This is a genomic window from Nocardia sp. NPDC050712 (assembly GCF_040654295.1).
Classification (GTDB): Bacteria; Actinomycetota; Actinomycetes; order Mycobacteriales; family Mycobacteriaceae; genus Nocardia.
The window spans coordinates 223,552-246,889 of sequence record NZ_JBFAHT010000001.1; the positions used below are offsets into that span (position 1 = coordinate 223,552).

Below are 23,338 nucleotides of genomic sequence, written 5' to 3' on the forward strand. Positions count from 1 at the left end.
AAGAACGGTAGATCGTGACGACACCCCTCGGCTCGTGACCGCCCTGCGCCGCCGGACCCTGCTCGGCGCCGCCCTGGCCGCCCCGCTGGCGCTGGGCGGGTGCGGGGCCGACGACGACGCGCTGACCTTCTTCTTCCAGGCCCGCCCGGAGGAGGCCCGGGTCCGGCTGACGCTCATCGAGGCATTCCAGCGGCTGCACCCCGAGATCAAGGTCCGCACCATCATGTCCGGCCCGGATCCGTTGCAGCAGATGCTCACCTATTGCGCCGGCGGCAAGTGCCCGGACGTGATGATGGCCTGGGAATTGCTCTACGCCGGGCTGGCCGAGCGCGGGGTGCTGCTCGATCTGCGGACGCTGCTGGACCGGGAGCCCGCCTACGCCGCGGAGTTGCGGCGGGACAGTTATCCGACGCTGTACGACACCTTCACCTACGCGGGCGGCCAGTACGCGCTGCCGGAGCAGTGGTCGGGCGTATTCCTCTATTACAACCGGCAGCTGTTCGCGGCGGCCGGGATCGTCCCGCCCGCGCGCTGGGCCGAGGCCTGGACCTTCGACGAATTCCTGGCGGCGACCGGGGAACTCACCCGGCGCACCGGCGAGCGCACCACCCAGTGGGGTTTCGCCGACGCCTGGGTGCCGTACTTCTCGGCCGCGTGCTTCGGGATGAACAACGGCGCCGACTGGTTCACCCCCGCGGTCGACCCGACCCGGACCAATCTCGGTGATCCCCGGTTCGCGGCCGGGTTCCAGTTCTACGCGGACCTGGCGGTGCGGCATCGGGTGGCGCCGAAAGTGGCCGATCAGCAGTCTGTTTCGGCGCCCGACCTGTTCCGGCGCGGCCGGGCGGCGATGGCGATGGGCGGGCACTGGCTCTACTCGGAGTTCGCCGGGCACGACGATCTCGCGATCGATCTGACGGTGCTGCCGCGCGGTCCGCGGGGTGGACCGGGGGCGGTCACCGATGTCGGCTGCACCGGCTTGTCGATCGCCGCGGACAGCCCGCGCATCGAACAGGCCTGGGAATTCGTGAAATTCGCGACCGGGCCGGTGGGGCAGGCGATCGTAGCCTCGTCCGGGCTGTTCGTCCCGGTGCTGCAGTCGGCCATGGCGTCACCGGGTTTCGCGGCCGCGCACCGCGCGATCGGGAACCTCGAGGTGATGACCGGCGGGCCCGCCGCCTCCCGTCCGCTGCCGGTGACTCCGGCCTGGGGCAAGGTGTCCGCGCTGCTGGAGCGCAGCGGCAATCGGGTACTGCGCGGCGCCGCGACGGCCGAATCCCTCGGCGGCTCCTGCGCGTCCGATATCGACGCGGTGCTGAGTGCCCATGCTTGAACGCGGCCGCCTGGCGCGACGCCGGGAGCGGGCGGGCTGGCTGTTCATCGCGCCGAATCTCGCTGCGGTACTGGTCTTTCTGGTATTCCCGCTGGGCTTTTCGCTGTATCTGAGCCTGCACTCCTGGGATCTGTTCAGCGCGCCCCGGTTCGTCGGGATCGCGAACTACCGGCGGCTTTTCGGTGCGGATCCGCTGTTCTTGATCGCGCTGCGCAACACCGCGGTATTCACGGTGCTCACCCTGGTACCGACGGTCGCGATCGGGCTCGGCGTGGCGTCGGCGCTGAACCGAAAGCTGCCCGGTATCGGGATCTTCCGGACCCTCGCGTTCCTGCCGCTGGTCGCGTCCACGGTGGCGATGGCCGTGGTGTGGCGGTTCATGTTCACCACCGACGACGGCGTCCTGAACCTGCTGCTCGGCTGGTTCGGCATCGATCCGGTGCCGTGGCTGACCGATCCGGGCTGGGCGCTGGTGTCGCTGAGCATCGTGACCGTGTGGAAGAGCGTGCCGTTCGCGACGGTCATCCTGCTCGCGGCGTTGCAGGGCGTGCCGGAGCAGCTGTACGAGGCGGCCAAGATCGACGGCGCCGGTGCGCTGCGGCGGTTCTGGTCGGTGACGGTGCCGCTGATCCGGGGCCCGCTGTCGTTCGTCTTCGTCATCACGGTGATCAACTCGGTGCAGGCCTTCGATCAGGCCTACGCGCTGACCGGCAGCGGCGGCGGACCGGAGACCGGCACCTACCTGCTCGGAATCATGCTGTTCCAGCACGCTTTCGGGTTCTACGAGGTGGGTTACGCCGCGGCGCTGGCCTGGGTGATCTTCGCCATCCTGCTGCTGCTGACGCTGCTGCAACTGCGCTTCGCGCGCCGATCGGAGGTGGAACTGTGAGCGGCACCCCGCGGGTCGACCGCAGGATCGTGCGCCGGGTGCTGGGCGGGGTGCTCGCCTACCTCGCGCTGGCCGCGATCGCCTGGTGCGCGCTGCTGCCGATCCTGTGGGCGCTGTCCGGCTCCTTGAAGCGGGACGGCGAAATCGCCGACGCCGCAATCTTTCCCGAGCGCCCGAGGTGGGCCAATTACGGCGAGGTCTTCGAACTGCTGCCGCTGGGCCGGATGCTGCTCAACACCACGGTGTACGCGCTGTGCGTCACCGCCGGGCAGGTGTTCTTCTGCTCGCTCGCCGGATATGCGTTCGCGCGCTTGCGCTTTCGCGGTCGGGACGCGCTGTTCGTGGCCTACCTCGCCACCCTGATGGTGCCGCTGACCGTCACGGTGATCCCGCAGTTCCTGCTCATGCGGGCCCTCGGCTGGGTGGACACCCCGTGGGCCATGATCGTCCCGGGACTGTTCGGCAGCGCCTTCGGCACCTATCTGATGCGCCAGTTCTTCCGCACGCTCCCGGCGGAATTGGAGGAGGCCGCCATCCTCGACGGGTGCAGCACCTGGCAGGGGTACTGGCGCGTGCTGTTGCCGCACACCCGCCCCGCGCTGATGGTGCTGGCGGTTCTCACCTGGATCACCGTCTGGAACGACTTCCTCTGGCCGCTGATCATGATCCAGCGCAACGAGATCGCCACCGCCACCTTGGGTTTGGTCCGGCTCCAAGGGCAGTACCACACCCAGTGGCCGATGCTGATGGCCACCGCAATCATCATTCTGCTGCCGCTGCTGGTGGTCTACGCGATCGCGCAGCGCGCCTTCGTCCGGGGTATCGCCATGTCCGGCATGGGCGGTCGCTGAGGGCCGGCCCAGATAATCGGGGGCACTGAGGAAGTTGGCACCGAGCAGCCGGATGGGTCACGATGGCTTGCGCCGGCCCGGCGGGTCGCGGGGAGATGCTGTCCAGGGCTTGGAGTGACGGATGCTGCGCAGCGGTGAGGTTTTCGCCGACTATGTGATCGAGCGGGAATTGGGCCGCGGTGGCATGGGGACCGTCTATCTGGCTCGGCACCCACGCCTTCCGCGCCTGATCGTGCTGAAAGTCCTGAATTCCGAGCTGTTCTCCGACGCGGAGAGCCGGGGCCGATTCGAGCGCGAAGCGGAATTGGTCGCGCGACTGGAACATCCGAACATCGTGTCGGTGTACGACCGCGGCGCGGTGGGGGAGCAGCTGTGGATCGCGATGCAGTATGTGCAGGGTGCCGACGCGTCGACGACGGTGGGCCCGATGGCGCTGGACCGCGCCGTGCGGATCATCGGCGAGGTGGCCGAAGCCCTGGACCACGCGCACAGCCGCGGCGTGCTGCACCGCGACGTGAAACCCGCCAATATCCTGCTGGAACAGTCGATCGAGGGCCGGCCCGAGCGAGTGCTGCTGGGCGACTTCGGCATTGCCCGGCTGCGCGACGACGGCGGGCATCTGACCCGCACCGGCAGCTTCACCGCGACCCTGGCCTACGCCGCGCCCGAGCAGCTCTCCGGCGCCGAACTCGACGCGCGAGTCGACCAGTACGCGCTGGCCTGCACGCTGTTCCGGCTGCTCACCGGCACGCCGCCCTTCATCGCGGACCATCCCGCCGTGGTGATGCAGGGCCATCTCTACGACCAGGCTCCGCTCGTGAGTAGTCTGCGCCCGGACCTGCCCGGCGCTATCGACGCCGTGCTGGCCCGGGCGATGTCGAAGCGGCCGGAACAACGCTTCGCCAGCTGCACCGAGTTCGCGGCCGCGGCGCGGCGCGCGCTCGGCGCACCGGCCGAGCCGACGGTGTCGACCGAGGTCGACCGGACGGTCCGGGCCCAGCCGGCCCCGGCGCGACGCTCCCGGCCCCGGCTGCTGGCCGCCATCGGCGCGGGCGTGCTGGTGCTCGTTCTCGCGGTGGCCGCCGGAGCCTATGCCGCATACGGCAATTCGGACTCGGAGGTGCAGACCTCGGCCGGGGATCACGCGGCCCTGTGGGACGCCTTCCCCAAGATGGTGCCGGTCGACGCCAAGCGCAAGGAGGGCTATCACGGCGCCAGCTGCAAGAGCAGCAAGGACGGGAAGGGGGCCGACCGCGAAGACGACGGACTGGAACTCGGCCGCTGGACCGCCGCCTGGGAATGCGATTCCAGCAGCGACTACAAGGACCCCACCTTCCGGTTCTACGCCTACCGGTCCTCCGCCGACGTGCAGGCGGTGGTCGCCCTGCTGGATCCGAAAACCCGGTTCACCGCCGACAACAACGGGCGCTCGTATACCAACTATCGCGTCACCTCGTACTGGGGCGAGGCGATCGTGACGGTATTCCTGGACACTCCGGACCGGGCGCCGTTCCTGATGTACTCCCGGCCTCGATCTTCGAGCGAGAAGCAGGATGTGGTCGCCTGGTGGAAGGCGACCACGCTGAGCTGAGCAGCGGTTATTCGCCCCGGTAGGTGCCGAAGCTCCACATGTTGCCCTCGGGATCGCGCACGGTGAAGCCGCGCGAGCCGTAGTCCTCGTCGCGCAGGCCGCGCACCACCTCGGCGCCGGCGGCGGTAGCCCGCTCGAACAGTTCGTCGGGGTTGTCGCAGACGACGTAGATGTTGTCGATGCCGGGCGCGCGGTTGCAGAACGGGGAGTCGTCGCGGCCGATGGAGCTGAACATGATGCCGCCGCCGAGCGGCCCGCGCAGCTCACCGTGCTCGATGATCGACGGATCGCTCTCCCGGGCGAACAGGGAGGTCTGCTCGAAACCGAAGGTCTCGACCAGGAACGCGACCGTGCCGCGGGCATCGGCGAAGGTCAGGCAGGGCCACAGGTAGGTGGTTCGGGTCTGGGTCGGATTGGTCATGGACCTAGCCTCGACCGGTGGACCCCGGTTCGTCTTGGACGGATGGAATCTCCTCGGCCAGCAACGTGGTCGGGCTGCACCCGGCCAATTCCGCGAAGTCCCGATTCAGGTGGGCCTGGTCGTAATAACCACAGGTGGCGGCGACCTGCGCGATGGTGACGTAGGACGGTGTGCGCTGCAACATGCGCCGGGCCCGCTCGAAACGCGTGACGCGGGCGGCCAGCTTCGGGCTCAAGCCGAACTCCGCGCCGAAGCGGCGGGCCAGATGCTGACGACTCCAGCCGATCTCGGTCGAGAGCTCCCCGATGCCGGTGGTGCCGCCGGTGTCGACCAGAGTGCGCCAGGCCCATGCCAATTCGGGGACGACCAGGCGGTCGTGGCGGGCCAGCCGGGTCAGCACCTGATCGCAGGCGGCGAACCGCTGCGGCCAGGAGGCCGGGCCCTGCAGCCGCTCCCACAGTTCGTGGCCGGTCGGTCCGGCCAGGTCGGCGAACTCCAGGGTGGTGTCCCACAGCTCGCCGGCGGGCAACCCGAACAGGGTGCGCGAGCCGAGCGGCGTCAGCGCGATCGCCAGGCCCTCCTGATCCGCGGGGTTGGCGATGGACGCCGGACTCGCTTGCAGGCCGCTGAGCACGCAGCGGTAGTTCGCCGGCTGCTGGCGCGGATCGGTCTGCGCGACAACGTCGATGGTGTGGCCGATGGCGACGATGAAGGTGAGGTGGCGCGAGGGCAGGCCGCGATGCAGCGCGGGTTCGTACCCGGTCATGCGGTAGCCGAGGTAGTGATCGATGAATCCGGCCAGCGTGGGTGCGGGCCGCGCGGTCACCACCTCGGTGGTCGGCTCCATGTCTGTCACGCTACGCCGCCGGGCAGTGCGCGCAACCCCGGTGAGATGTCGCACATGTCCGGCTCACAGTGTGCGAGATCTAGTTGCTGCCCCGTTACCGTTACGCGTTCTAACGTTTTCTGGAGGTGTGATGCGGCGGGTCGGGTACGAGCGCAGCGGTGGTCCTGAGGTGCTCGAGCTGTCCTCGGCCGAGGTGCCGACGCCAGGCCCCGGTGAGCTCCTGGTCAAGGTGCAGGCGATCGGCGTGACCCTGCCGGTGGTCCGGAAGGTGCGCGAATCCGCCGATCCGATCCCGCTGGGCGGGGAAATCGCTGGTGAGGTTATTGCCGTGGGTGACGGGGTCACCGGTTACACCCCGGGCTACCGGGTCACCGGCCTGTGCTTCGGCCACGGTTACGCCGATTACGCGATCGTCTCCGCACGGGTGGCCTCGCCGATTCCGGACGGCGCCTCCGCGGTCGACGCGGTCGCCCTGGTGCGTAGCGGACTGGTTGCTCTCGGTGCGCTCGACGCCGCGCGACCGGCCGTCGGCGAGACCGCGCTGATCACCGCCGCGGCCAGCGGCGTCGGCCATCTGGCCGTGCAGCTGGCCCGGGTGCGCGGCGCGTCCTGGGTCGTCGGCGCGGTCTCCGATCCCGCGAAGGCCGATTTCGTGCGGAGCCTCGGCGCCGACGAGGTCGTGACCTACGCCGAGACCGCCTGGGGCAAGGCCGCGGACTACGGCCTCGAAGCGGTCGGCGGCGATCTGCTCACGCCCGCGCTGGACGCCCTCGCTCCCGGCGGTCGCCTGGTCGCCTACAGCTCCGGCGGTGGCACGATCCAGGCCTACGACCTGCTGGTGGGTGCCAAGTCGGTCATCGGCTTCCAGATCCGGCGCATCGCCGAGGGGCAGCCGGAGGTCTATGACCATTGGCGCCAAGAGCTTTGGCAGTACTTCGCCTCCGGTCAGGTGCGTCCCGTGCACACCGAGTTCGCGCTCGCGGACGCGGCCCAGGCGCATGCCCACGTGGAGGCTCGCGCCAATCTCGGCAAGGTCGTCCTCATTCCCTGAGGTGGCACCGCGTAGACTCTCCTGCTCGTGAGTCTCACCCTCGGAATCGTCGGCCTGCCCAACGTCGGAAAGTCGACGCTCTTCAACGCGCTGACCAAGAACGACGTGCTGGCCGCGAACTACCCGTTCGCGACCATCGAGCCGAACGTCGGGGTGGTGCCCCTGCCCGATCCCCGGCTCGGCAAGCTCGCCGAGATCTTCGGTTCCGAGCGCATCGTCCCGGCCGTGGTGTCCTTCGTCGACATCGCCGGCATCGTCAAGGGCGCCTCCGAGGGCGCGGGCCTGGGCAACAAGTTCCTCGCCAACATTCGTGAAGCCGACGCCATCTGCCAGGTGGTGCGCGTGTTCGCCGACGACGACGTGATCCACGTCGACGGCAAGGTGGACCCGGCCTCCGACATCGAGGTGATCGAGACCGAGCTCATCCTCGCCGATCTGCAGACCTTGGAGAAGGCGGTTCCGCGCTTCGAGAAGGAAGCCAAGATCAAGAAGGACCGCAAGCCGATCGCCGACGCCGCCAAGGCGGCCCAGGAGGTCCTGAACGAGGGCACCACCCTGTTCGCGGCGGGCAACAAGGTCGACACCGATCTCCTCAAAGAGCTCTCCCTGCTCACCATCAAGCCGTTCCTCTACGTCTTCAACGCCGACGAATCGGTGCTCACCGACGAGGCCAAGATCGCCGAACTCAAGGCCACCGTCGCCCCCGCCGACGCCGTCTTCCTCGACGCCAAGGTCGAAGCCGAACTGCTCGAGCTCGACGACGAATCCGCCCTGGAACTCCTGGAATCCATCGGCCAGACCGAACCCGGCCTGCACGCCCTGGCCCGCGCCGGCTTCCACACCCTCGGCCTGCAGACCTACCTCACCGCCGGCCCCAAAGAGGCCCGCGCCTGGACCATCCACCAGGGCGACACCGCCCCCAAAGCCGCCGGCGTCATCCACACCGACTTCGAACGCGGCTTCATCAAGGCCGAGATCGTCGCCTACAACGACCTCGTCGCGGCCGGGTCCATGGCGGCCGCCAAGGCCGCGGGGCGGGTGCGTATGGAGGGTAAGGACTACGTGATGGTGGACGGCGACGTCGTCGAGTTCCGCTTCAACGTTTAGACGCTGCACGGCTGAACCGGCCGAGCATTCATGCGCACGACTGTTCAATATTTTGCGACGTTCAGTTCAGTTGAACATCGCAAAATATTGAACAGTCGCCTGCGTTCGATTTCCTGGTTCTGCGCGGACTTATTGAGTGAGTGCTGCTGAGGCGAGCAGCTCGTTCCAGCGGCTCATGATCAAGGTTGTGTACTGGTCGGCGGGGATGTTGTAGGCGCCGAGGTGCCGGTGAAGCTTTTGCGGCGGTCGGCCGGTTTGATGAAGGTGGGTGGTAGGGCCCCGGTTTCGAAGCCGCGTTCGATCTCGCCCAGGGTGGCAGTCCAGATTTTTCGGCGCAGGAACTCGCGGAGGCCGGCGGGGTAGTCGTCGGGTTCGGGTATCGGGATTCCGAGTTGGCGCATCGCGCCGTGCATCGCGTCCATGTCTCCGGCGATGAAGGTGTCCGGGCCCAGGGGGAGTTGGCGGCGGGTGATGCGCTTCATCGTGTAGTAGTGCACGGGTATTCCGTGCTGCTGCAGGCCTGCTTTCAGCAGCGCTTCCTCGTGGCGCATCGGGCCGCTGCCCGGGTACTGGAGAAAGGCGGTCGTGAGCATGAGTTACTCAATCATGCTGCGGCTCAGGCGATCCAAGAGATAAAAGGCGCTGCCCGGTTTTGCACGACGAATGCTGTCGAATAAGTGAGGTGGATCACAATATTGCCCGGTTTTCGACCGTTGTAATCACCGAGGAGCGGGTATCAGTTGCATTGCGGTCCGCAGCGTGCGGAGAAACCTGGAGAAAGAAGGAATCGTGTCGGCGACGGTTGTGGCGTTGGTCGGGGTAGCGGTGCTGGCGATGGCTGTCATTGTCTGCCATGTGGCCGTGGCCGCCAGTTACTGGTGGCAGATGCGCGACCTGCGGCGGCGCTGCGCGGCACGACGTCCGGTATCCACGGGGATCCCCATGCGCGAGCTGCAGTGGGCGGGCGCGCGGAACTGAACGACCGGGCCCCGGTGATCAGCGAACGGGGCAGTCCCCGTCGAGGATGCCGAGGTCGTGGAACAGGCGGTAGCAGGTCGGGTCGTCGGGCAGGAAGTGGAAGCCGGCCAGGCAGAACGTCGCGATCAGGTTGATCACGATGACGAGCGCGGCGAACCACAGCGCCAGCTTGCCGATCAGGGCCTGCGGGCCGCCGGTGGGGATGGTGATCGCCGCGGTCTCGTAGGCGAAGATCAGGATCACGCCGATGGTGGCGATCGCGGCGACGAACAGGATCCAGGCCCAGACGTAGAGGTGCAGGCCCAAGACGGCGCCGCCGTAGCCAGGGTCCCCGGGCAGGATGTGCAGCATGGTCTGGCGCCAAGAGGTGAAGCCGCCCGCGACGCAGCCCACGATCGCCAGGCCCCAGCCGGTCATGTAATCGCGCCGGGTAATGCTGCCGCGCAAACCTTTAGCGACGATGTAGGCGCCGCCCAGGGCGGCCAGGGTCATGAAGTTGCGTTGCAGCATGCACAGCGGGCACGGGTATTCCCAGTTGACGAACTGCACGGCCAGCCCGCCGCAGACCACGCCGGTCCAGCCGACCACGAAGATGACCGCGAGCCAGTACTGCAACCGGCCGAGCGCGCCGCCGCGCGGGGCCTCGGCCGCGGGTTCGGTGGTCGTCGCCGCGGTCACCAGGTCAACCCGAGTCCGAGACCACTGCTGATGTGGTGGCGCAGCAGCAGCGCCGTCGCGAGCAGCGTGATCCACCACAGGGCCAGTTGCACCCGGCGCGAGCGCTGCTGGAACATCACCACCCACGTCGCCAGCAAACCGATCCAGATGAGCGAGTCCATGCCTGGAAGCTACCGTCGATAGCAGTTCAGGACGCTGGTGTGCCGGCTCGACACGCCGCGCTATGCGAGCGCTGGCAATATTTCAGCAACCATTTAGTTCCGGCTGCGGGCGATGAGCTCCGCGGCCGCGACGCTCGCCGACGAGACGGCTTGCTCCATGCTCGAACTGATGCCACCCGGCCGATCGGCGTAGACCGAGACCACGCCGATCACGGTGCGCTCCAGCGCGACCGGATGGCACAGGACCGCCCGAATGCCCAAGTAGCCCAACTCCGTCGCGTAATCGTCCCACTTCGCGCTGCTCGCCAAGTCGGTGACATGGACGGGTTCGTGTGAACGCGCCGCGGTCAAGCCGGGGCTGGTCAGGGCGATCATCTGGGTCTGCTCCGCGAGTTTGGCGCGCGGACTGGACCAGGCCAGGGATTCCAGGGTCTCGTCGCGGTAGGCGCTGATGCCCGCCGACGGCCCGCCCGGGACGCTCCGGGCGATCGACAGCGCCAATCGAGTCAGCTCGCCCAGGCCTTCCTCCGGTGACGTGCGGCGCGCCTGCACTGTTCGATACCTCCGCATGATCTGCCCTCAGCCGACCATCCGGCATCGATCCAGCGTGCCAGCGGGATCGCGAGCGGGCAGCACGCGGAACGAAGACGCCGGGACGGAAAGCGAAGCGGGTCAGCGGTGCAGGGTTTCGCTGGGCGCGCAGCCGTATTCGCGGCGGTAGGCGGCGGCGAAGCGGCCGGAGTGCGCGAAACCCCACGCGGTCGCGATGGCGGTGACCGTCGCGGCGTCGGACCGCGCGCGGCGCAACTCCTCGTGCGCGCCGGCCAGCCGCAGGCGTTGCAGATACCGCATCGGGGTGGTGCCCAGATGGGCCTGGAACGCCAGCTGCACCGCGCGCGGGGTGACATAGGCGGCCGCCGCGATATCGCCGACGGTGAGGGGTTCGCGCAGATGGGCTTCGAGAAAGGCGATCGCGCGGCGCACCGTGGCGGGGTGGGCGTCGTGCCGGTCGACGGTGTTCTCGGCGGGCCGCTCGGCGGGAAACGCGCTCAGCACCGTCGCGGTGGCGTAGTCGGCGAGAGTCGCTGCTACCAGCGATGATTGCTGTGCGGCGGCCTGCACTTCCGGCTCGCGCAGGTGCGCGAGCAGCTGCCGCAACCGCTGCGCCTTGGCCGGCGCGCAGGGGCCGCGCTGGAGCACCCGCACCGGCTGGGCGCCCGCCACCCGGGCCAGCATTTCCGGGCTCAGCGAGAGGATGTCGTAGTCGGAGTTGATCAGCCGCCCCGTGTTCGGCTCGTCCGGGGCGCTCATCCACACGACGTCGCCGGGCCGGATCTGGGCTTCGGTGCGCTCGCGCAAGTAGGTGTGCTCGATGACGCCGGAGCGCACGGCACACACGTTCCAGGTGCCCACCGGGTCGGAGTCGTAGGCGACCTGGACACCGAATTTCAGCCGGTCCAGCCGCAGGTCCGGCCCGAACTCCGAGCGCGTCATCACCGTGCGGCGCGCGGCTACCCGCCCACCCGCGCGCAAACCATCGAAACGGACCTTGGCGAACGCCTTGGTCAGGACATCTTCGACCAGATCCAGATCCCGACTCTCGAAATTCACCGTCACTCCTTCCCTGCGCAACCCGGCGTATATAACCATCAATTCTTCCGGAACCTCGCGACCGGGGGGAATCGAATGTGAGCGGGAAAACGACGAAACCCCGGCGACCGCGAGGTCGCCGGGGTTTCGGCATGAGGGGGATCAGCTACCGGGGAAGCCCGGCGGCAGCGGTGCGAAGGCCGCCATGAACTTCGGGCCCGGCGGCAGGCCGCGCAGCAACGCGCTGGTCCAAGCCACCGCGGGCGGCCAGCCGGTGACCGCGTTCACCACGTGCTCGGGCACGGGGACCGTGTAGAAGCGCAGATCGGCGCCGCGATCCCAGTAGCTCTGGACGGTGGGGAGCACGACCTTGCTGGGCGGGATGAGCTCGTCCCAGATGCCGTGCCACCACAGCACCGGCGTGTCCGGAATGTATTTGCCGAGGCTGTTGTCCTGCAACGCCTGGACCACCGCGGGTGAGCCCTCGAGCGATTTGCCGGGCTGGAAGTAGTCGCTGATCGGGCGGTACATGCCGGTGGCGGCGATGGTCGCGTAGCAGCGGCTCTGGAAATCGGCGAGGATCTGCTGGCCCTCGGGTGTCAGCAGTTCCTGCGCGTCGAACGCCTCCGGATATTCGCGGGACAGCGAAGCGAAACCGAGCCACATGGTGAAGTTGCTGATTCCGGTGAGGCCGGGCTGCTGTTCGACGGCGAACTTGGCCTGCTCGATCAGGTTGGCGGGCGTGCCGCCGATGGTGGTGCCGAGCAGTCGCACATCCGGTGCGTAGGTCTGGCGCAATTCGGCGGCGCGGATCGATCCGGAACCGCCGCCGGAGTAGCCGTAGAGGGCGATCCCGGAATCGGTGAGGCCCAGGCCCGGCGCGCTTTTCATGGCGCGCAGGCTGTCCAGCACCATCTTGCCCTCGGCATAGGTGTTGAACGTATTGAACTTGCCGTCGAAGTCGGGGACGTTGATGGCGAAGCCCTGCATCAGCCAGTACACGGCGAGCGCGGCTTCCTTCATGGTGCCGGTCTGCAGCGTGTAGGAGGGATTACACGTCGAACTGGTGGAGTCGATGGCCTCCTGGAACGACACCACCGGGCGCGCGCTGCCCTGCCACGGAATGCCGGGCACGATCACGGTCGTGGCGGTGACGATCGGATTGTCGTGCACGTCGTTGGAACGGAACAGCAATTGCCGGGTGTACACCGGGAACGGAAGTCCCAGCAATCGCGTCTGCACGTCGCGCGACCGGACGATGTCACCCGGTGCGAACGACGCCAAATTCGGCGGATCGGCGTACCACGGGTCTTCGGCCGGGGTCGGAATCGGCAGCAGATCGTAAAGCTGTGGTTCCGCGGGCAATTGCGGCAACTGATTCTGATCCGGCGGAAAAGCCGGAAGCCCCGGTTGTGCGGATGCGACACCCACACCACTCGCTACCACGCACGCCGACGCCAATGCCAGCGCGAGTCGTCGGAGATTTTTCCTGGCCATTTCGCAGTAACCTCGTTGTTCCTGTGCGGCCGGACACATATGTCCGGCGGTATGGTCCAGCACACAGGATCTGAGAGCCGGGCGCTATCGGCATACTTCCCAGGCTCGGCCGCCCCGGTTGTGCATGTGCACGGTCAGGCCCGGGCGCCCCGCGATTCCAGGCGCCGCGCCACCCGGGCCGCCATCAGGGTGGCGATGCCCGCGGGCTGCTGCGGATCGTGACCGGTCAGGTCCGCGATGCGGGTGAGCCGGTAGTTCACGGTATTGCGGTGGATGAACATGGTCCGCGCGACCGCGTTGTGATTGAACTGCTGATCGATGAACGCGTCCAGGGTCTGGGCCAGCGCGGGCTGACCTTCGAGCGGATCGAGCAGCGCGGCCAGCCCGGGCCGGGCCGGACCCGAGGTGGCGATGGCGTACTCGAACACCACGAACGAACGCTCGCACACGGTCTCGCCCCGGCGCAGCGACCGGGCCACCTCGGCCACGATCTGCGCCTCGGCGTACGCGGCGGGCAGGGCGGCCCGGTTCGGGGCGGCGGCGACGCCGATCCACAGCTCCGGATGTGGTTGTTCCGCAGGGGAACCCAGCCGGCTACGCAGGGCCGCGGCGGGGGATTCGGCGTCCTCGGGCCGCATCGGGACCAGGGCGGTCCAGCCGCCGCTGTCGCGATGCATCAGGGTGCCGGGCACGGTGTTGATCCGCCCGCGCAAACCGGTCAGCGTTCCCGGGGTTGGTTCGCCCAGGCGCACCACCGCGACCAGGTACGCGGTGCCGATCGGCGACTCCGGATCCTGAGCCCAGCCGGCCGGTTCGCGGCCGGTCAGCAGCGCGTCGACCACCTCGCGCTGGCGCTCGAGCAGATCCCAGCGCGGCTGGCGCGCCTCGTCCACCAGCGCGACCGTGATCCGGGACATGATCAGCCCCAGATAGTCGGTCACCCGCAGCGCTATATCGGTGACCACGCCGACGTCGGCGACCTGCGGCACCAGGTGCGCGAACAGGAATTCGATGCCGGCGCGATAGTTGTGCAGCACCTCCACCAGCGGCATGCCGTCGTGCACCAGGGTGACCGCGCGCAACACCAGCGGTGCGGTGTCTTCCTCGGACGGCGCGATCTCCTCGATCAGATACCGGAAGAACAGCGAGACGTTCAGCGTCGCGCTCGGCACGAAATCCGCGTCCATCATCGAGGCCGGGAGCGCGTTGTAGGGCGCGCTGTCCGCACTGAAGGCGCCGACCAGCGCCACCGCGCGATCGCGCAGGCCTTCCAGTTCGGACCGCCGCGCCTGCGCGGCCGGTCCGGTAGTGCCCGGGGGTTCGGGTGCGGTCATGGGACATCCTCGGCTATTGCCCGGCGAATTGGTCCAACGATAACTGCGCGGTCCGGTTCAGTTGCGCGTGGTGAGTTCCGCGGGTCGGACCGGCCGCAATGCGCGCAGCCGGTCGGCGAGTTCGGTGCGGTAGAACTCGAGGAATCCGTCCGGATCGGGTCCGGCGTTCTGCAGCACCGGGTGGTCGAAGCCCGCGTCGGTGTATTTCTTGACCGCCGCGACAAAGCGCTCGGGGTCGGTGCCGCAGGTGAATTGCGCGAGAATGTCCTCCTCGCGGACGGTGGCACTGGCGGCGGCGAAATTCTTCGGATTCGGCAATTCGCTCATCACCGGCCAGCCGGTGAGCGCCCAGCGAGAGGTCTCCCAGGCGGCCTTCGCGCCGGTGTGCTCGTCCGGCGCCCACGCCACCGGCACCTCGCCGTAGCGCGGACCGTCGCCGCCGGCCCGGTGATAGTGCTGGACCAGTTCGGCGCCGGCCTCGGTGGTGAACAGGCCGTCGCCGAGTTCGGCCGCCAGCTTCGCCGCCGACTCGCCGCCGGCCGCCACCGCGATGAGCGGCGGTTGCTCCGGCAGATCGAAGATCCGCGCGTCCGACAGCTGTAGGTACTGGCCCGCGTAGGACTGGTAGCCGCCGGTCCAGAGCAGCCGGATGATCTCCAGCGCCTCGCGCAGCATGGCCTGCCGCACGCGCACCGCGTCCGGGAATTCCAAGCCGACGACATGCTCGTTGAGCCGCTCACCGGAGCCGACGCCGAGGGTGAAGCGCCCATCCGAGACCAGTGCCAGCGTCGCGGCGGCCTGGGCGATGATCGCGGGGTGATAGCGCAGCGTCGGGCAGGTGACGCCGGTGGCGAGGCCGATCCGATCGGTTTTCGCGGCGATCGCGCCGAGTACCGTCCAGGCGAACGGCGAGTGGCCCTGATTGTCGAGCCAGGGGTGGAAGTGGTCGCTGATCTCGACGAAGTCGAAGCCCGCCTGCTCGGCGGCCACCGCCTGCCGGATCAGTTCCTTGGGACCGAACCCCTCCGCGGCCAGCTTGTATCCGATCTGCATCGCTACCTCCTGGATTGTGGCCGTGGGCACGGCGCTGCTCCGCACTGCTCGGACCAGGAGGTGCTACCCGGCGTTCGGGTCAGCAAACCCGGGGCGGCGGTGCCCGATTGACATCCGTGGCCATCCGAAATACCGTCAGTATTCGAATACTGGCGGTATCCAACGAGGAGGTTGGGCATGACGAGGTGCGGGTCGGCGTATGCGGGGGAGGGTCGGCGATGACCACTCCCCGGGAGCCGCGGATTGTCGTCATCGGTGCCGGAGTCTCCGGTATCGCCAGCGCTATCACGTTGCAGCGCAATGGGTTCCATGACTTCGTCATCCTGGAGAAGGGATCCGACGTCGGCGGGGTGTGGCATTGGAACCACTACCCGGGCCTGACCTGCGACGTGCCCTCCCAGCTGTATCAGTTCGGGTTCGCGCCGAATCCGAAGTGGTCGGCGGTCTTCGCGCCCGGGCCGGAGATCCAGCAATATCTCGGCGACGTGGTCGACCAATTCGAGCTGCGGCCGCGCATCCGCCTGAACTCCGAGGTGGTGGCGGCGGAGTTCACCGGGTCGGGCTGGCGGGTCGAGACCGGCGACGGCACCGTGCACGAGGCCGACTTCGTGATCGCGGCCACCGGCGTGCTGCACCATCCGGCCCAGCCCGAGCTACCGGGCCTGGACGAGTTCACCGGCGACGTCCTGCACACCGCCCGCTGGGACGACAGCATGCCGACCGCGGGCCGGCGGATCGCCGTGATCGGCACCGGATCCACCGGCGTGCAGGTGGTTTCGGCGTTGCAGTCGAAGGCCGGGCGGCTGACGCACTTCGTGCGCAGCCCGCAGTGGGTGATCTGGGCGCCGATGTGGCTGCCGCAACCGGCCGCCGTCGGCGCGGTGCTGGACCGGCTGCCCGAGGTGAACAAGGCGCTCTACCGGGCCGGGATGATCGGCGCGAAACTGTTCACCGATGTCGTCACCCGGCCGAGCTGGCGGCGGCGCGCGGTGCAGGGCTACGCCCGGCTGAGCCTGCGCGCCCAGGTCCGCGACCCCGGCCTGCGCGCCCAGCTCACCCCCGACTACGAGCCGCTGTGCAAGCGACAGGTGCTGTCCGGCAGCTACTATCGCGCGCTGCGCGCCGGCAACACCGAGCTGGTCTCCGAGCGCATCGAGCGGGTGACGCCCACCGGCATCCGCACCGCCGACGGCCGGGAGCATCCCGTCGACCTGATCGTGTTCGCCACCGGATTCCAGGCGCACAACTACATGCGCCCGATGAATCTGATCGGTCGCGACGGTATTTCGATCGACGAGGCCTGGACGAAGGGCCCGCGCGCCTATCGAATGACCGCGCTGCCCGGATTCCCGAATCTGTTCACGGTGCTCGGACCCAATTCGCCGACCGGCTCGATCCCGCTGCATCACGCGGCCGAGGTCACCGCCCGCTACATCACCGCGTGGATTAGCCGATGGCGTGCGGGTGAATTCGACACCGTCGAGGTGACCGAGGCCGCGACCGAGCGTTTCGAAGCCGATGTCAGCCGGGCGCTGGGCCCGACGGTCTGGAACACCGGCTGCAATTCCTGGTATTTCACCGAGGGCGGCAGCATCGACCTGCTGCCGTTCGATCGAGCCACCATGGAAACGATGCTCGCCGCCCCCGACACGGACGATTTCCAGCTGCGCAAGCTGCCCGGATAACGCGCTCGCGGTTCAGCGCGGCGCGAGGCGGACGACGGGGTATTCGCGGTCGGACTTGCTCTGGTATTTCCCGATGCGCGGCTGCGCCGCGGTGATGATCGTGAACGCCTGCGCGCGCTCGTCACCCTCGAGCGTCCGCGGCAGCACGGCGACCGGGCCGGCACTGTCGGGCAGTTCGATGCTGGCCTGGTCCGGATGCGCCATCAGGTTGGTGTACCAGGCGGGATTCCGGCTGCCGCCGCCGGAGGCGATGACCAGGCGGCCGCCGGCGCCGTCGTCGAACCAGGCCACCGGGGTCTCGCGCGGCTCGCCGCTGCGCGACCCGACGGTGTTCAGGATCAGCACCTCCATGCCCGCGAATCCACCCTTGCCCTTGCGGACCTTGCGGTTCATCCGCGCATTCATCTTCTTCTGCATCCAGAGGGAGAACGCGCCCGGAGTGCCGGCTTTGCGCTGCTGATCGGTCATTGTCTGCCTCCGTCTAATAGAGCGGAATGCCCGCTCATTTGGCGTTATTGCTGTTGGTAATAACGTTAGGCGCGCGGCACCGCTCTCGGCTTCTCGATTCCTGATCGGTCGCGACGGTGATAAACAGCACTGCCGCGTAACAGTTCGGCCTCGGCGACAGACTTAGATTCGGTGAAGCTATCTGCCCTACGCAACACCGCCGCGGTCGCGCTTACCGCCGCCCTCTCGATGACGCTGCTCGGCGGCACCGCTTCGGCGGCCCCGGACAAGCCCTCGGCCGTCACCTCCATCGTCAAGGAGGGACGCAACTGGCATCTGAAGGTCTATTCGGCGGCCATGGATACCGAGATTCCCGTCGACGTGCAGCGTCCGGCCGACGATTCGAAGCCCGCCCCGAACATGTGGCTGCTCAGCGGCCTGGACGGCGGCGAAGGCACCGCGAGCTGGCAGGCCCAGACCGACGCGCTGGAGTTCCTGGCCGACAAGCCGGTCAACGTGGTCCTGCCGATCGGCGGACGCGGCAGCTACTACACCGACTGGGAGAAGGTCGACCCCGAGCTCGGCAACAACAAGTGGCGCACCTTCTTCACCGAGGAGCTGCCCGCGCTGCTGGACGACGCCCTCGGTTCCACCGGCCTGAACTCGCTGGCCGGTCTGTCGACCTCCGGCACCTCGGTGCTGCAGCTGGCCGAGGCCAAGCCGGGCCTGTGGAAGTCGGTCGCGGCCTACAGCGGTTGCGCGCAGATCGCCGACCCGATCGGTAAGCAGGCCGTGAAGTTCTCGGTCGAGACCTGGGCCGGTGGCAACACCAAGAACATGTACGGCGCCGACGACAGCCCGCAGTGGGCGGCCAACGACCCGGTCATCAACGCCGAGAAGCTGCGCGGCACCAAGCTCTACATCTCCAGCGGCAGCGGCATCCCGGTGGCCGCCGACGTGCTGTACTACCTGAACCAGGCGCCCGGCCCGATGGGCGCGGTCAACCTCAGCCTCGGCATGATCATCGAGGGCGCCACCAACGCCTGCTCGGTGAACCTGAAGAACCGCCTCGACGGCCTGGGCATCCCCGCGACCTACCAGTTCAACCCGGTCGGCACGCACTACTGGCCGTACTGGGAAGAGGCCCTGCACAAGTCGTGGCCGGTGCTGGCCGAGGGCATGGGCATCCCCGCCTGAGCCGGAACCGCACGCCGGTGTACCCAGTCGTTCGCGCCGCATACCTGTGCGGCGGCCCGCACCTCGGTGTGGCCTGTCCCACAGTGGCGCCGACCAGGCACGACCCCAGTATTTCGACCTGATCGCGTTTCGCTCCCGTGGGACGGGTATGCCCAGAGTGTCAGCCGTTGCCTGATATTTGGAGGTAGTTGTGCCCGAACATACGAGTGGTCCCCGTGAAGGAATCGAAGGCGTCGTCGAAGACGTGAAGGGGAAGGCCAAGGAGGCCACCGGCATCGTGACCGGTAACGAGGGCCTCAAGGATGAGGGCCGCGCCCAGCAGGACAAGGCGGAATCCCAGCGGGAAGCCGCGAAGAAGGAAGCCGCCGCCGAGAAGGCGCGCGCCGAAGCCGATATCGACGAGGCTCGCCAGGCCGGTTACCAGAACCGCTGACGGGTTCCGATGCGGGCGGTGGTCGAAAGACCGCCGCCCGCATCGTCGTGTTCAGCGCTCCGCGGCGTAGGTGCGGATGATGGCGCCGTCGAGGTCGGCGGCGAGGTAGGCCCCGGCGTAGTCGTCGACGAGATAGACCAGCAGCGTGGGCTTGTCGTCGTTGAACGTCCAGGCGGGATTGACGATGACGTAGCGCATGGTGGGTTTCGGGATGTTCAGTTTGGCCGCGGCGGCCTCGAACAGGGCGGGGAGCACATCCCAATTGATGGTGGCGAGCTGGATCGTCGGATCGGACAGCTGGCCGCCGGGGCCGGTGCGCTTGGCCTTCTGGCTGTCGCGGTAGTAGTCGTACAGGTCGTACACGGAGGGGCGGTCGGCGACGGGTGCGCCGGTGGAGACGTGGTCCGCGTAGATCTTGGTTTCGGTGAATTCCGTGGTGCCGGCGGCTTTTTCGAGTGCGGTGACCGCCGTGCGCAGGGTGGCGGGGTCGAAAAGATCGGCACCGGTGCGCGGTACGGCGGCCGGGCTGGTCCGTACCGTCGTGGTCTGGCCGGGGATCGAGGGCTGGATCGACTGGGTCGTTTCCGGCGGCGGGCTCGCGGTGGTGTCCGGCCGCTGCCACAGGGTGACGGCCGCGCCGACCGTGACGAGGGCGACCACCAGTCCGGCGGCGAGAAGTATCCGGCGCGCGGGGTGCGGGGGCTGCGGTAGTCGGTGGGGGTCGACAGGTGTCGGCGAGTAGGCGGCGACCTGGTATCCGCTCGGCGCGGAATGCGGCCGGGCGTGCGATAGTTCGGCCGGCACGGCGTACGGCTGCGACCGGTACTGCCCGCCCGGCGGCGGTGTGTGCGCGAACGGCCGATACTCCCCGGCGGGCGTGACCGAGGTCCGTGTCGTCGGCTCCGGCCCGGGGAACCGTTGCGGCGCGGCCAGCGGCATGGACGGTACCGAGGTCGCGGAAATCGCCTGCGCGAGTAACTGATCCACCTGCTCGGCCGAGGGTCTGCGCTCCGGCTCGGGTACCAGCAGCGCCTCCAGCACCGGGGTGAGCGCACCGGCGCGGCGCGGCGGTGGCACGTCGCCCGCCAGCACCGCGGCCAGGATCGCGACGGTCGTTTCGCGCCGCATCGGGTGGTAACCCTCGACCGCGACATAGAGCACCAAACCCAGCGACCACAGGTCCGACGCCGGATGGCCCTCTTTTCCGCCGAGGCGTTCCGGGGCAACATATTCCAGCGAGCCGACCAGGTTCCCGGTGGAGGTGAGCCCGCCCAGGCCTTCGATCGCGGCGATGCCGAAATCGGTGACCACCGGCGAACCATCCTCGCGCAGCATGACATTCGCGGGCTTGATGTCGCGGTGCAGCACACCCACCGAATGCGCGGCCCGCAGTCCGGCCAGGATGCCCCGCCCGAGTCGTGCGGCCACGCCCACCGGCAGCGGCCCCGCCGCCAGCCGGTCGGCCAGGCTCTGCCCGCGGACCAGCTCCATCACGATCCACGGATGATCCTCGGCCTCGGAATTCACGATGTGGTGTAGCGCCACCACATTCGGATGCCCGATGCGGGCCAGCGCCCGCGCCTCGCGCAGCACGCGTTCCCGCTGCACCGCCGGTGAGCTGGCCCCGGGTGAGATGTCGGGCCGCACCTCCTTCAGCGCCACATCCCGGTGCAGCATCACATCCAGGGCGCGCCACACCGTCCCCATGCCGCCACTGCCGAGCGGCTCGATCAACTCGAAACGCCCGTCGACCACTGTCCGCCCGGAAACCACGGCGTCAGCCTATGGCGTCGCCCGTCCGGGCGCGAGACCCACCCGGCCTTGGTGATAGTTAGTATCTTGTTGACAGAGACTGTCATACGTGGAGATACTTTCAGGCATGGCGACGGAATCGGTATCCCTGCGGGAACGGCAGCGGCGGCAGGTGCGCGCCGAAATCCAGCGGGCCGCGTTCGAGTTGTTCGCGCGCAACGGATTCGACGCGGTGACCACCGAGCAGATCGCGGCCGCGGCGCAGATCTCGCCGAGTACCTACTTCCGGCACGTGCGCAGCAAGGAAGACCTGCTGCTGGACCCGGTCCGGGAGGGCGGCGCGGGGATCGCCGCGCTGCTCGAGGAGCGCCCGGTGGGCGAAGCCGCGGATGTGGCACTGGCCCAGGCGATCTTGACGCGCTCGGCCGCCCTGGCCCCCGCCGAGCTGGCGCACTGGCGCGCCGCGTTCCGCAGTGCGCCGCATCTGCTCGACCGGGTCGCGCTGGTGCCGCCCGAGCATCGCGCCCGGCTGATCGAGCTGGTGGCGCAGCGGATGCCGGGCGATCCCGCGGGGGACAGCCGGTCGGGGCTGCTGGTGCATTTGATGCTCGCCGCCGCCGAGTTCGGATATCTGCAATGGCTGCGCAGCGCGGACAACACGGCAGCGTCGCTGCCCGTCTGTATCGAAGCAGCCCTGGCCGCCGTGCTGGATCGGCGCTGGCGCGCGCAGGGCTGAAACAACCGGATAGGGATCGAACATGCAGGACACCAACGTCTTCGACCTGGTCGTCGTCGGGTCGGGAGCCGCCGGGATGGCCGCGGCGCTCACCGCCGCGCACCACGGCCTGAGCGCCATCGTCATCGAAAAGGCTCAGCGCTGGGGCGGATCCTCGGCACGGTCCGGGGGCGGGCTGTGGATGCCCGGGAATCCCGTACTGCGAGAGCAGGCCCCGGCCGACGACATCGAAGCCGCGCGCACCTACCTGCACGGCATCGTAGGCGCGGAGGCCGGCACCGCGCGCATCGACACCTATATCGATCGTGGCCCCGAGGTTTTCGAGTTCTTGCAGCGGCACACCCCGCTGGACATGCGCTGGGTGCCGGGCTATTCCGACTATTACCCGGAAGTCGAGGGCGGGCGGGCGCACGGCCGATCGGTGGAGCCGAAACCGTTCGACGCGCGCCGGCTCGGTTCCGAACTGGCCACCCTGGAACGGGATTACGCGCCGGGCCCGCGAAATTTCGTGCTCACCCAGGCCGACTTCCGGCAGTTGCACCTGGGCCTGCGTAACCCGCGCTTCCTGCCGCGGGCCCTCGCCATCGGCGCGCGCTGGGCGAAAGCGAACCTGCTGCGGCAGCAGCTGCGCACGCGCGGCCAGGCGCTGATGGCGATGCTGCGCAGCGGCCTGCTGGACGCGAATATCCCGCTGTGGCTGGATACCGCGCTCGTCGCGGCGCGCGAGGACGACGGCCGGGTCACCGGTGTCGTGGTCCGGCGCGAGGGTGTCGAGCAGTTCGTCGAGGCCCGCCGCGGCGTCGTGATCGCGGCGGGCGGCTTCGAGCACAGTGCGGAGATGCGCGAGCGCTATCAGCGTCAGCCGATCGGGACCGGCTGGACCGTCGGCGCGCGGGGCAACACCGGAGACGGTATTCGAGTCGGCCAATCAGTCGGCGCGGCAGTCGAATTCATGTCCGACGCGTGGTGGGGGCCGTCCATTCCGCTGCCCCGGGTGCCGTGGTTCTGCCTGGCCGAACGCAACCTGCCGGGCAGCCTGATCGTCAACGAGCGCGGCGAGCGTTTCATGAACGAATCGCTGCCCTATGTCGAAGCCACGCACCGGATGTACGGCGGCGTGCACGGCCAGGGGACCGGTCCCGGCGAAAACCTGCCCGCCTGGCTGATTTTCGATCAGCGCTACCGCAACCGCTATTCGTTCGCGGGCCTGACGCCGCGCCAGGCGATACCCCGGCGCTGGCTGGACTCCGGGGCGGTGACGCGTGCGGATTCCCTTGCCGCACTGGGGGAGCGGATCGGCGTTCCCGCCGCCACGCTCGCGGCGACGGTCGCCCGGTTCAACGGTTTCGCGCACGCGGGCAAGGACGCGGACTTCGGTCGCGGTGAAAGCGCCTACGACCGCTACTACGGTGACCCGCGTCAGCGCCCCAATCCGAATCTCGGTGCGCTGGAACAGGGTCCGTTCTACGCCGCGAAGATGGTGCCCGGCGACCTCGGCACCAAGGGCGGCTTGGTCACCGACTCGGACGCGCGGGTGCTGCGCGCGGACGGCAGTGTCATCGCGGGCCTGTACGCCGCGGGCAATGCCAGCGCCCCGGTCATGGGCCACACCTACGCCGGACCGGGTGCGACCATCGGCCCCGCGCTGGTCTTCGCCTACCTCGCGGCCCGGCACGCCGCCGCGGTGCTCCCGGCCCGCGGCTGACC

General features: G+C 68.7%; 24 protein-coding genes. 12 read left to right on the top strand and 12 right to left on the bottom strand.

What is annotated here, in order from left to right:
* The first annotated feature begins 43 nt into the window (after positions 1–43).
* From AB0H76_RS01095 to AB0H76_RS01110, 4 genes are all read left to right on the top strand, one after another.
* On the top strand, positions 44–1,333 hold the full coding sequence (locus AB0H76_RS01095; RefSeq protein ID WP_357320269.1) for a sugar ABC transporter substrate-binding protein: 1,290 nt from the start codon (positions 44–46) through the stop codon (positions 1,331–1,333).
* Complete coding sequence (locus tag AB0H76_RS01100; RefSeq protein WP_357320272.1) at positions 1,326–2,222, top strand: sugar ABC transporter permease; 897 nt, start codon at positions 1,326–1,328, stop codon at positions 2,220–2,222. Before AB0H76_RS01095 ends, AB0H76_RS01100 begins: the two co-directional genes overlap by 8 nt.
* Positions 2,223–2,248: 26 nt before the next feature.
* Entirely contained in the window at positions 2,249–3,073 is an 825-nt protein-coding gene (locus AB0H76_RS01105) for a carbohydrate ABC transporter permease (protein ID WP_357320275.1), read from the top strand.
* A gap of 121 nt (positions 3,074–3,194) precedes the next feature.
* Positions 3,195–4,664, top strand: a complete 1,470-nt coding sequence (locus AB0H76_RS01110; RefSeq protein ID WP_357315589.1) for a serine/threonine-protein kinase — start codon at positions 3,195–3,197, stop codon at positions 4,662–4,664.
* Between the two features lie 7 nt (positions 4,665–4,671).
* On the opposite strand, the gene AB0H76_RS01115 is transcribed toward AB0H76_RS01110, so the two are convergent.
* The gene (locus tag AB0H76_RS01115; protein WP_357315592.1) at positions 4,672–5,085 is read right to left on the bottom strand and encodes a VOC family protein; all 414 of its coding nucleotides are present in this window, start codon (positions 5,083–5,085) and stop codon (positions 4,672–4,674) included.
* A gap of 4 nt (positions 5,086–5,089) precedes the next feature.
* Positions 5,090–5,932, bottom strand: coding sequence for a helix-turn-helix domain-containing protein (locus AB0H76_RS01120; protein ID WP_357315595.1), 843 nt, complete (start codon positions 5,930–5,932; stop codon positions 5,090–5,092).
* 130 nt (positions 5,933–6,062) lie between these two features.
* On the opposite strand from AB0H76_RS01120, the gene AB0H76_RS01125 reads away from it, so the two are divergent.
* Together AB0H76_RS01125 and ychF are read left to right on the top strand one after the other, a co-directional pair.
* Positions 6,063–6,983, top strand: a complete 921-nt coding sequence (locus AB0H76_RS01125; RefSeq protein WP_357315598.1) for a zinc-binding dehydrogenase — start codon at positions 6,063–6,065, stop codon at positions 6,981–6,983.
* 27 nt (positions 6,984–7,010) lie between these two features.
* Positions 7,011–8,090: a redox-regulated ATPase YchF gene (gene ychF / locus AB0H76_RS01130; RefSeq protein WP_357315601.1), complete on the top strand. Its 1,080-nt coding sequence runs from the start codon at positions 7,011–7,013 to the stop codon at positions 8,088–8,090.
* Between the two features lie 179 nt (positions 8,091–8,269).
* On the opposite strand, the gene AB0H76_RS01135 is transcribed toward ychF, so the two are convergent.
* The gene (locus AB0H76_RS01135; protein ID WP_357315604.1) at positions 8,270–8,683 is read right to left on the bottom strand and encodes a hypothetical protein; all 414 of its coding nucleotides are present in this window, start codon (positions 8,681–8,683) and stop codon (positions 8,270–8,272) included.
* A gap of 241 nt (positions 8,684–8,924) precedes the next feature.
* On the opposite strand from AB0H76_RS01135, the gene AB0H76_RS01140 reads away from it, so the two are divergent.
* Positions 8,925–9,068: a hypothetical protein gene (locus AB0H76_RS01140; protein WP_357315606.1), complete on the top strand. Its 144-nt coding sequence runs from the start codon at positions 8,925–8,927 to the stop codon at positions 9,066–9,068.
* Between the two features lie 18 nt (positions 9,069–9,086).
* Here the strand turns inward: AB0H76_RS01140 and AB0H76_RS01145 are convergent, their stop codons facing one another.
* From AB0H76_RS01145 to AB0H76_RS01175, 7 genes are all read right to left on the bottom strand, one after another.
* Positions 9,087–9,746 carry a disulfide bond formation protein B gene (locus AB0H76_RS01145; protein ID WP_357315609.1) on the bottom strand — a complete coding sequence of 220 codons (660 nt, stop codon included), beginning with the start codon at positions 9,744–9,746 and terminating at the stop codon, positions 9,087–9,089.
* Positions 9,743–9,907 (bottom strand): DUF5993 family protein, encoded by a 165-nt coding sequence (locus tag AB0H76_RS01150; protein ID WP_357315612.1) that lies wholly within the window; start codon positions 9,905–9,907, stop codon positions 9,743–9,745. Before AB0H76_RS01150 ends, AB0H76_RS01145 begins: the two co-directional genes overlap by 4 nt.
* 93 nt (positions 9,908–10,000) lie before the next feature.
* Positions 10,001–10,477: a GAF domain-containing protein gene (locus AB0H76_RS01155; RefSeq protein WP_357315614.1), complete on the bottom strand. Its 477-nt coding sequence runs from the start codon at positions 10,475–10,477 to the stop codon at positions 10,001–10,003.
* A gap of 102 nt (positions 10,478–10,579) precedes the next feature.
* Positions 10,580–11,518, bottom strand: coding sequence for a helix-turn-helix transcriptional regulator (locus AB0H76_RS01160; RefSeq protein ID WP_357315617.1), 939 nt, complete (start codon positions 11,516–11,518; stop codon positions 10,580–10,582).
* A 141-nt stretch (positions 11,519–11,659) separates the two neighbouring features.
* On the bottom strand, positions 11,660–12,994 hold the full coding sequence (locus AB0H76_RS01165) for a lipase family protein (RefSeq protein WP_357315620.1): 1,335 nt from the start codon (positions 12,992–12,994) through the stop codon (positions 11,660–11,662).
* A gap of 134 nt (positions 12,995–13,128) precedes the next feature.
* Positions 13,129–14,328 carry a helix-turn-helix domain-containing protein gene (locus tag AB0H76_RS01170; RefSeq protein ID WP_357315622.1) on the bottom strand — a complete coding sequence of 400 codons (1,200 nt, stop codon included), beginning with the start codon at positions 14,326–14,328 and terminating at the stop codon, positions 13,129–13,131.
* 57 nt (positions 14,329–14,385) lie between these two features.
* Positions 14,386–15,381, bottom strand: a complete 996-nt coding sequence (locus AB0H76_RS01175) for a TIGR03557 family F420-dependent LLM class oxidoreductase (RefSeq protein ID WP_357320278.1) — start codon at positions 15,379–15,381, stop codon at positions 14,386–14,388.
* Positions 15,382–15,599: 218 nt separating this feature from the next.
* Between AB0H76_RS01175 and AB0H76_RS01180 the strand changes: the two genes are divergently transcribed.
* Complete coding sequence (locus AB0H76_RS01180) at positions 15,600–17,066, top strand: NAD(P)/FAD-dependent oxidoreductase (protein WP_357315625.1); 1,467 nt, start codon at positions 15,600–15,602, stop codon at positions 17,064–17,066.
* A gap of 12 nt (positions 17,067–17,078) precedes the next feature.
* On the opposite strand, the gene AB0H76_RS01185 is transcribed toward AB0H76_RS01180, so the two are convergent.
* On the bottom strand, positions 17,079–17,534 hold the full coding sequence (locus AB0H76_RS01185; RefSeq protein ID WP_357315628.1) for a nitroreductase family deazaflavin-dependent oxidoreductase: 456 nt from the start codon (positions 17,532–17,534) through the stop codon (positions 17,079–17,081).
* Between the two features lie 171 nt (positions 17,535–17,705).
* Here AB0H76_RS01185 and AB0H76_RS01190 point away from each other — a divergent pair, with 171 nt between their 5' ends.
* Both AB0H76_RS01190 and AB0H76_RS01195 read left to right on the top strand, forming a co-directional pair.
* Entirely contained in the window at positions 17,706–18,710 is a 1,005-nt protein-coding gene (locus AB0H76_RS01190) for an alpha/beta hydrolase family protein (RefSeq protein ID WP_357315631.1), read from the top strand.
* A 190-nt stretch (positions 18,711–18,900) separates the two neighbouring features.
* A complete protein-coding gene (locus tag AB0H76_RS01195; RefSeq protein ID WP_357315634.1) occupies positions 18,901–19,143 on the top strand; it encodes a CsbD family protein in 243 nt (80 codons plus the stop codon).
* 51 nt (positions 19,144–19,194) lie between these two features.
* Here the strand turns inward: AB0H76_RS01195 and AB0H76_RS01200 are convergent, their stop codons facing one another.
* A complete protein-coding gene (locus AB0H76_RS01200; RefSeq protein ID WP_357315637.1) occupies positions 19,195–20,916 on the bottom strand; it encodes a protein kinase in 1,722 nt (573 codons plus the stop codon).
* 106 nt (positions 20,917–21,022) lie between these two features.
* On the opposite strand from AB0H76_RS01200, the gene AB0H76_RS01205 reads away from it, so the two are divergent.
* Entirely contained in the window at positions 21,023–21,631 is a 609-nt protein-coding gene (locus tag AB0H76_RS01205) for a helix-turn-helix domain-containing protein (protein ID WP_357315640.1), read from the top strand.
* A gap of 22 nt (positions 21,632–21,653) precedes the next feature.
* A complete protein-coding gene (gene kstD / locus AB0H76_RS01210; protein ID WP_357315643.1) occupies positions 21,654–23,336 on the top strand; it encodes a 3-oxosteroid 1-dehydrogenase in 1,683 nt (560 codons plus the stop codon).
* Positions 23,337–23,338 lie beyond the last annotated feature (2 nt).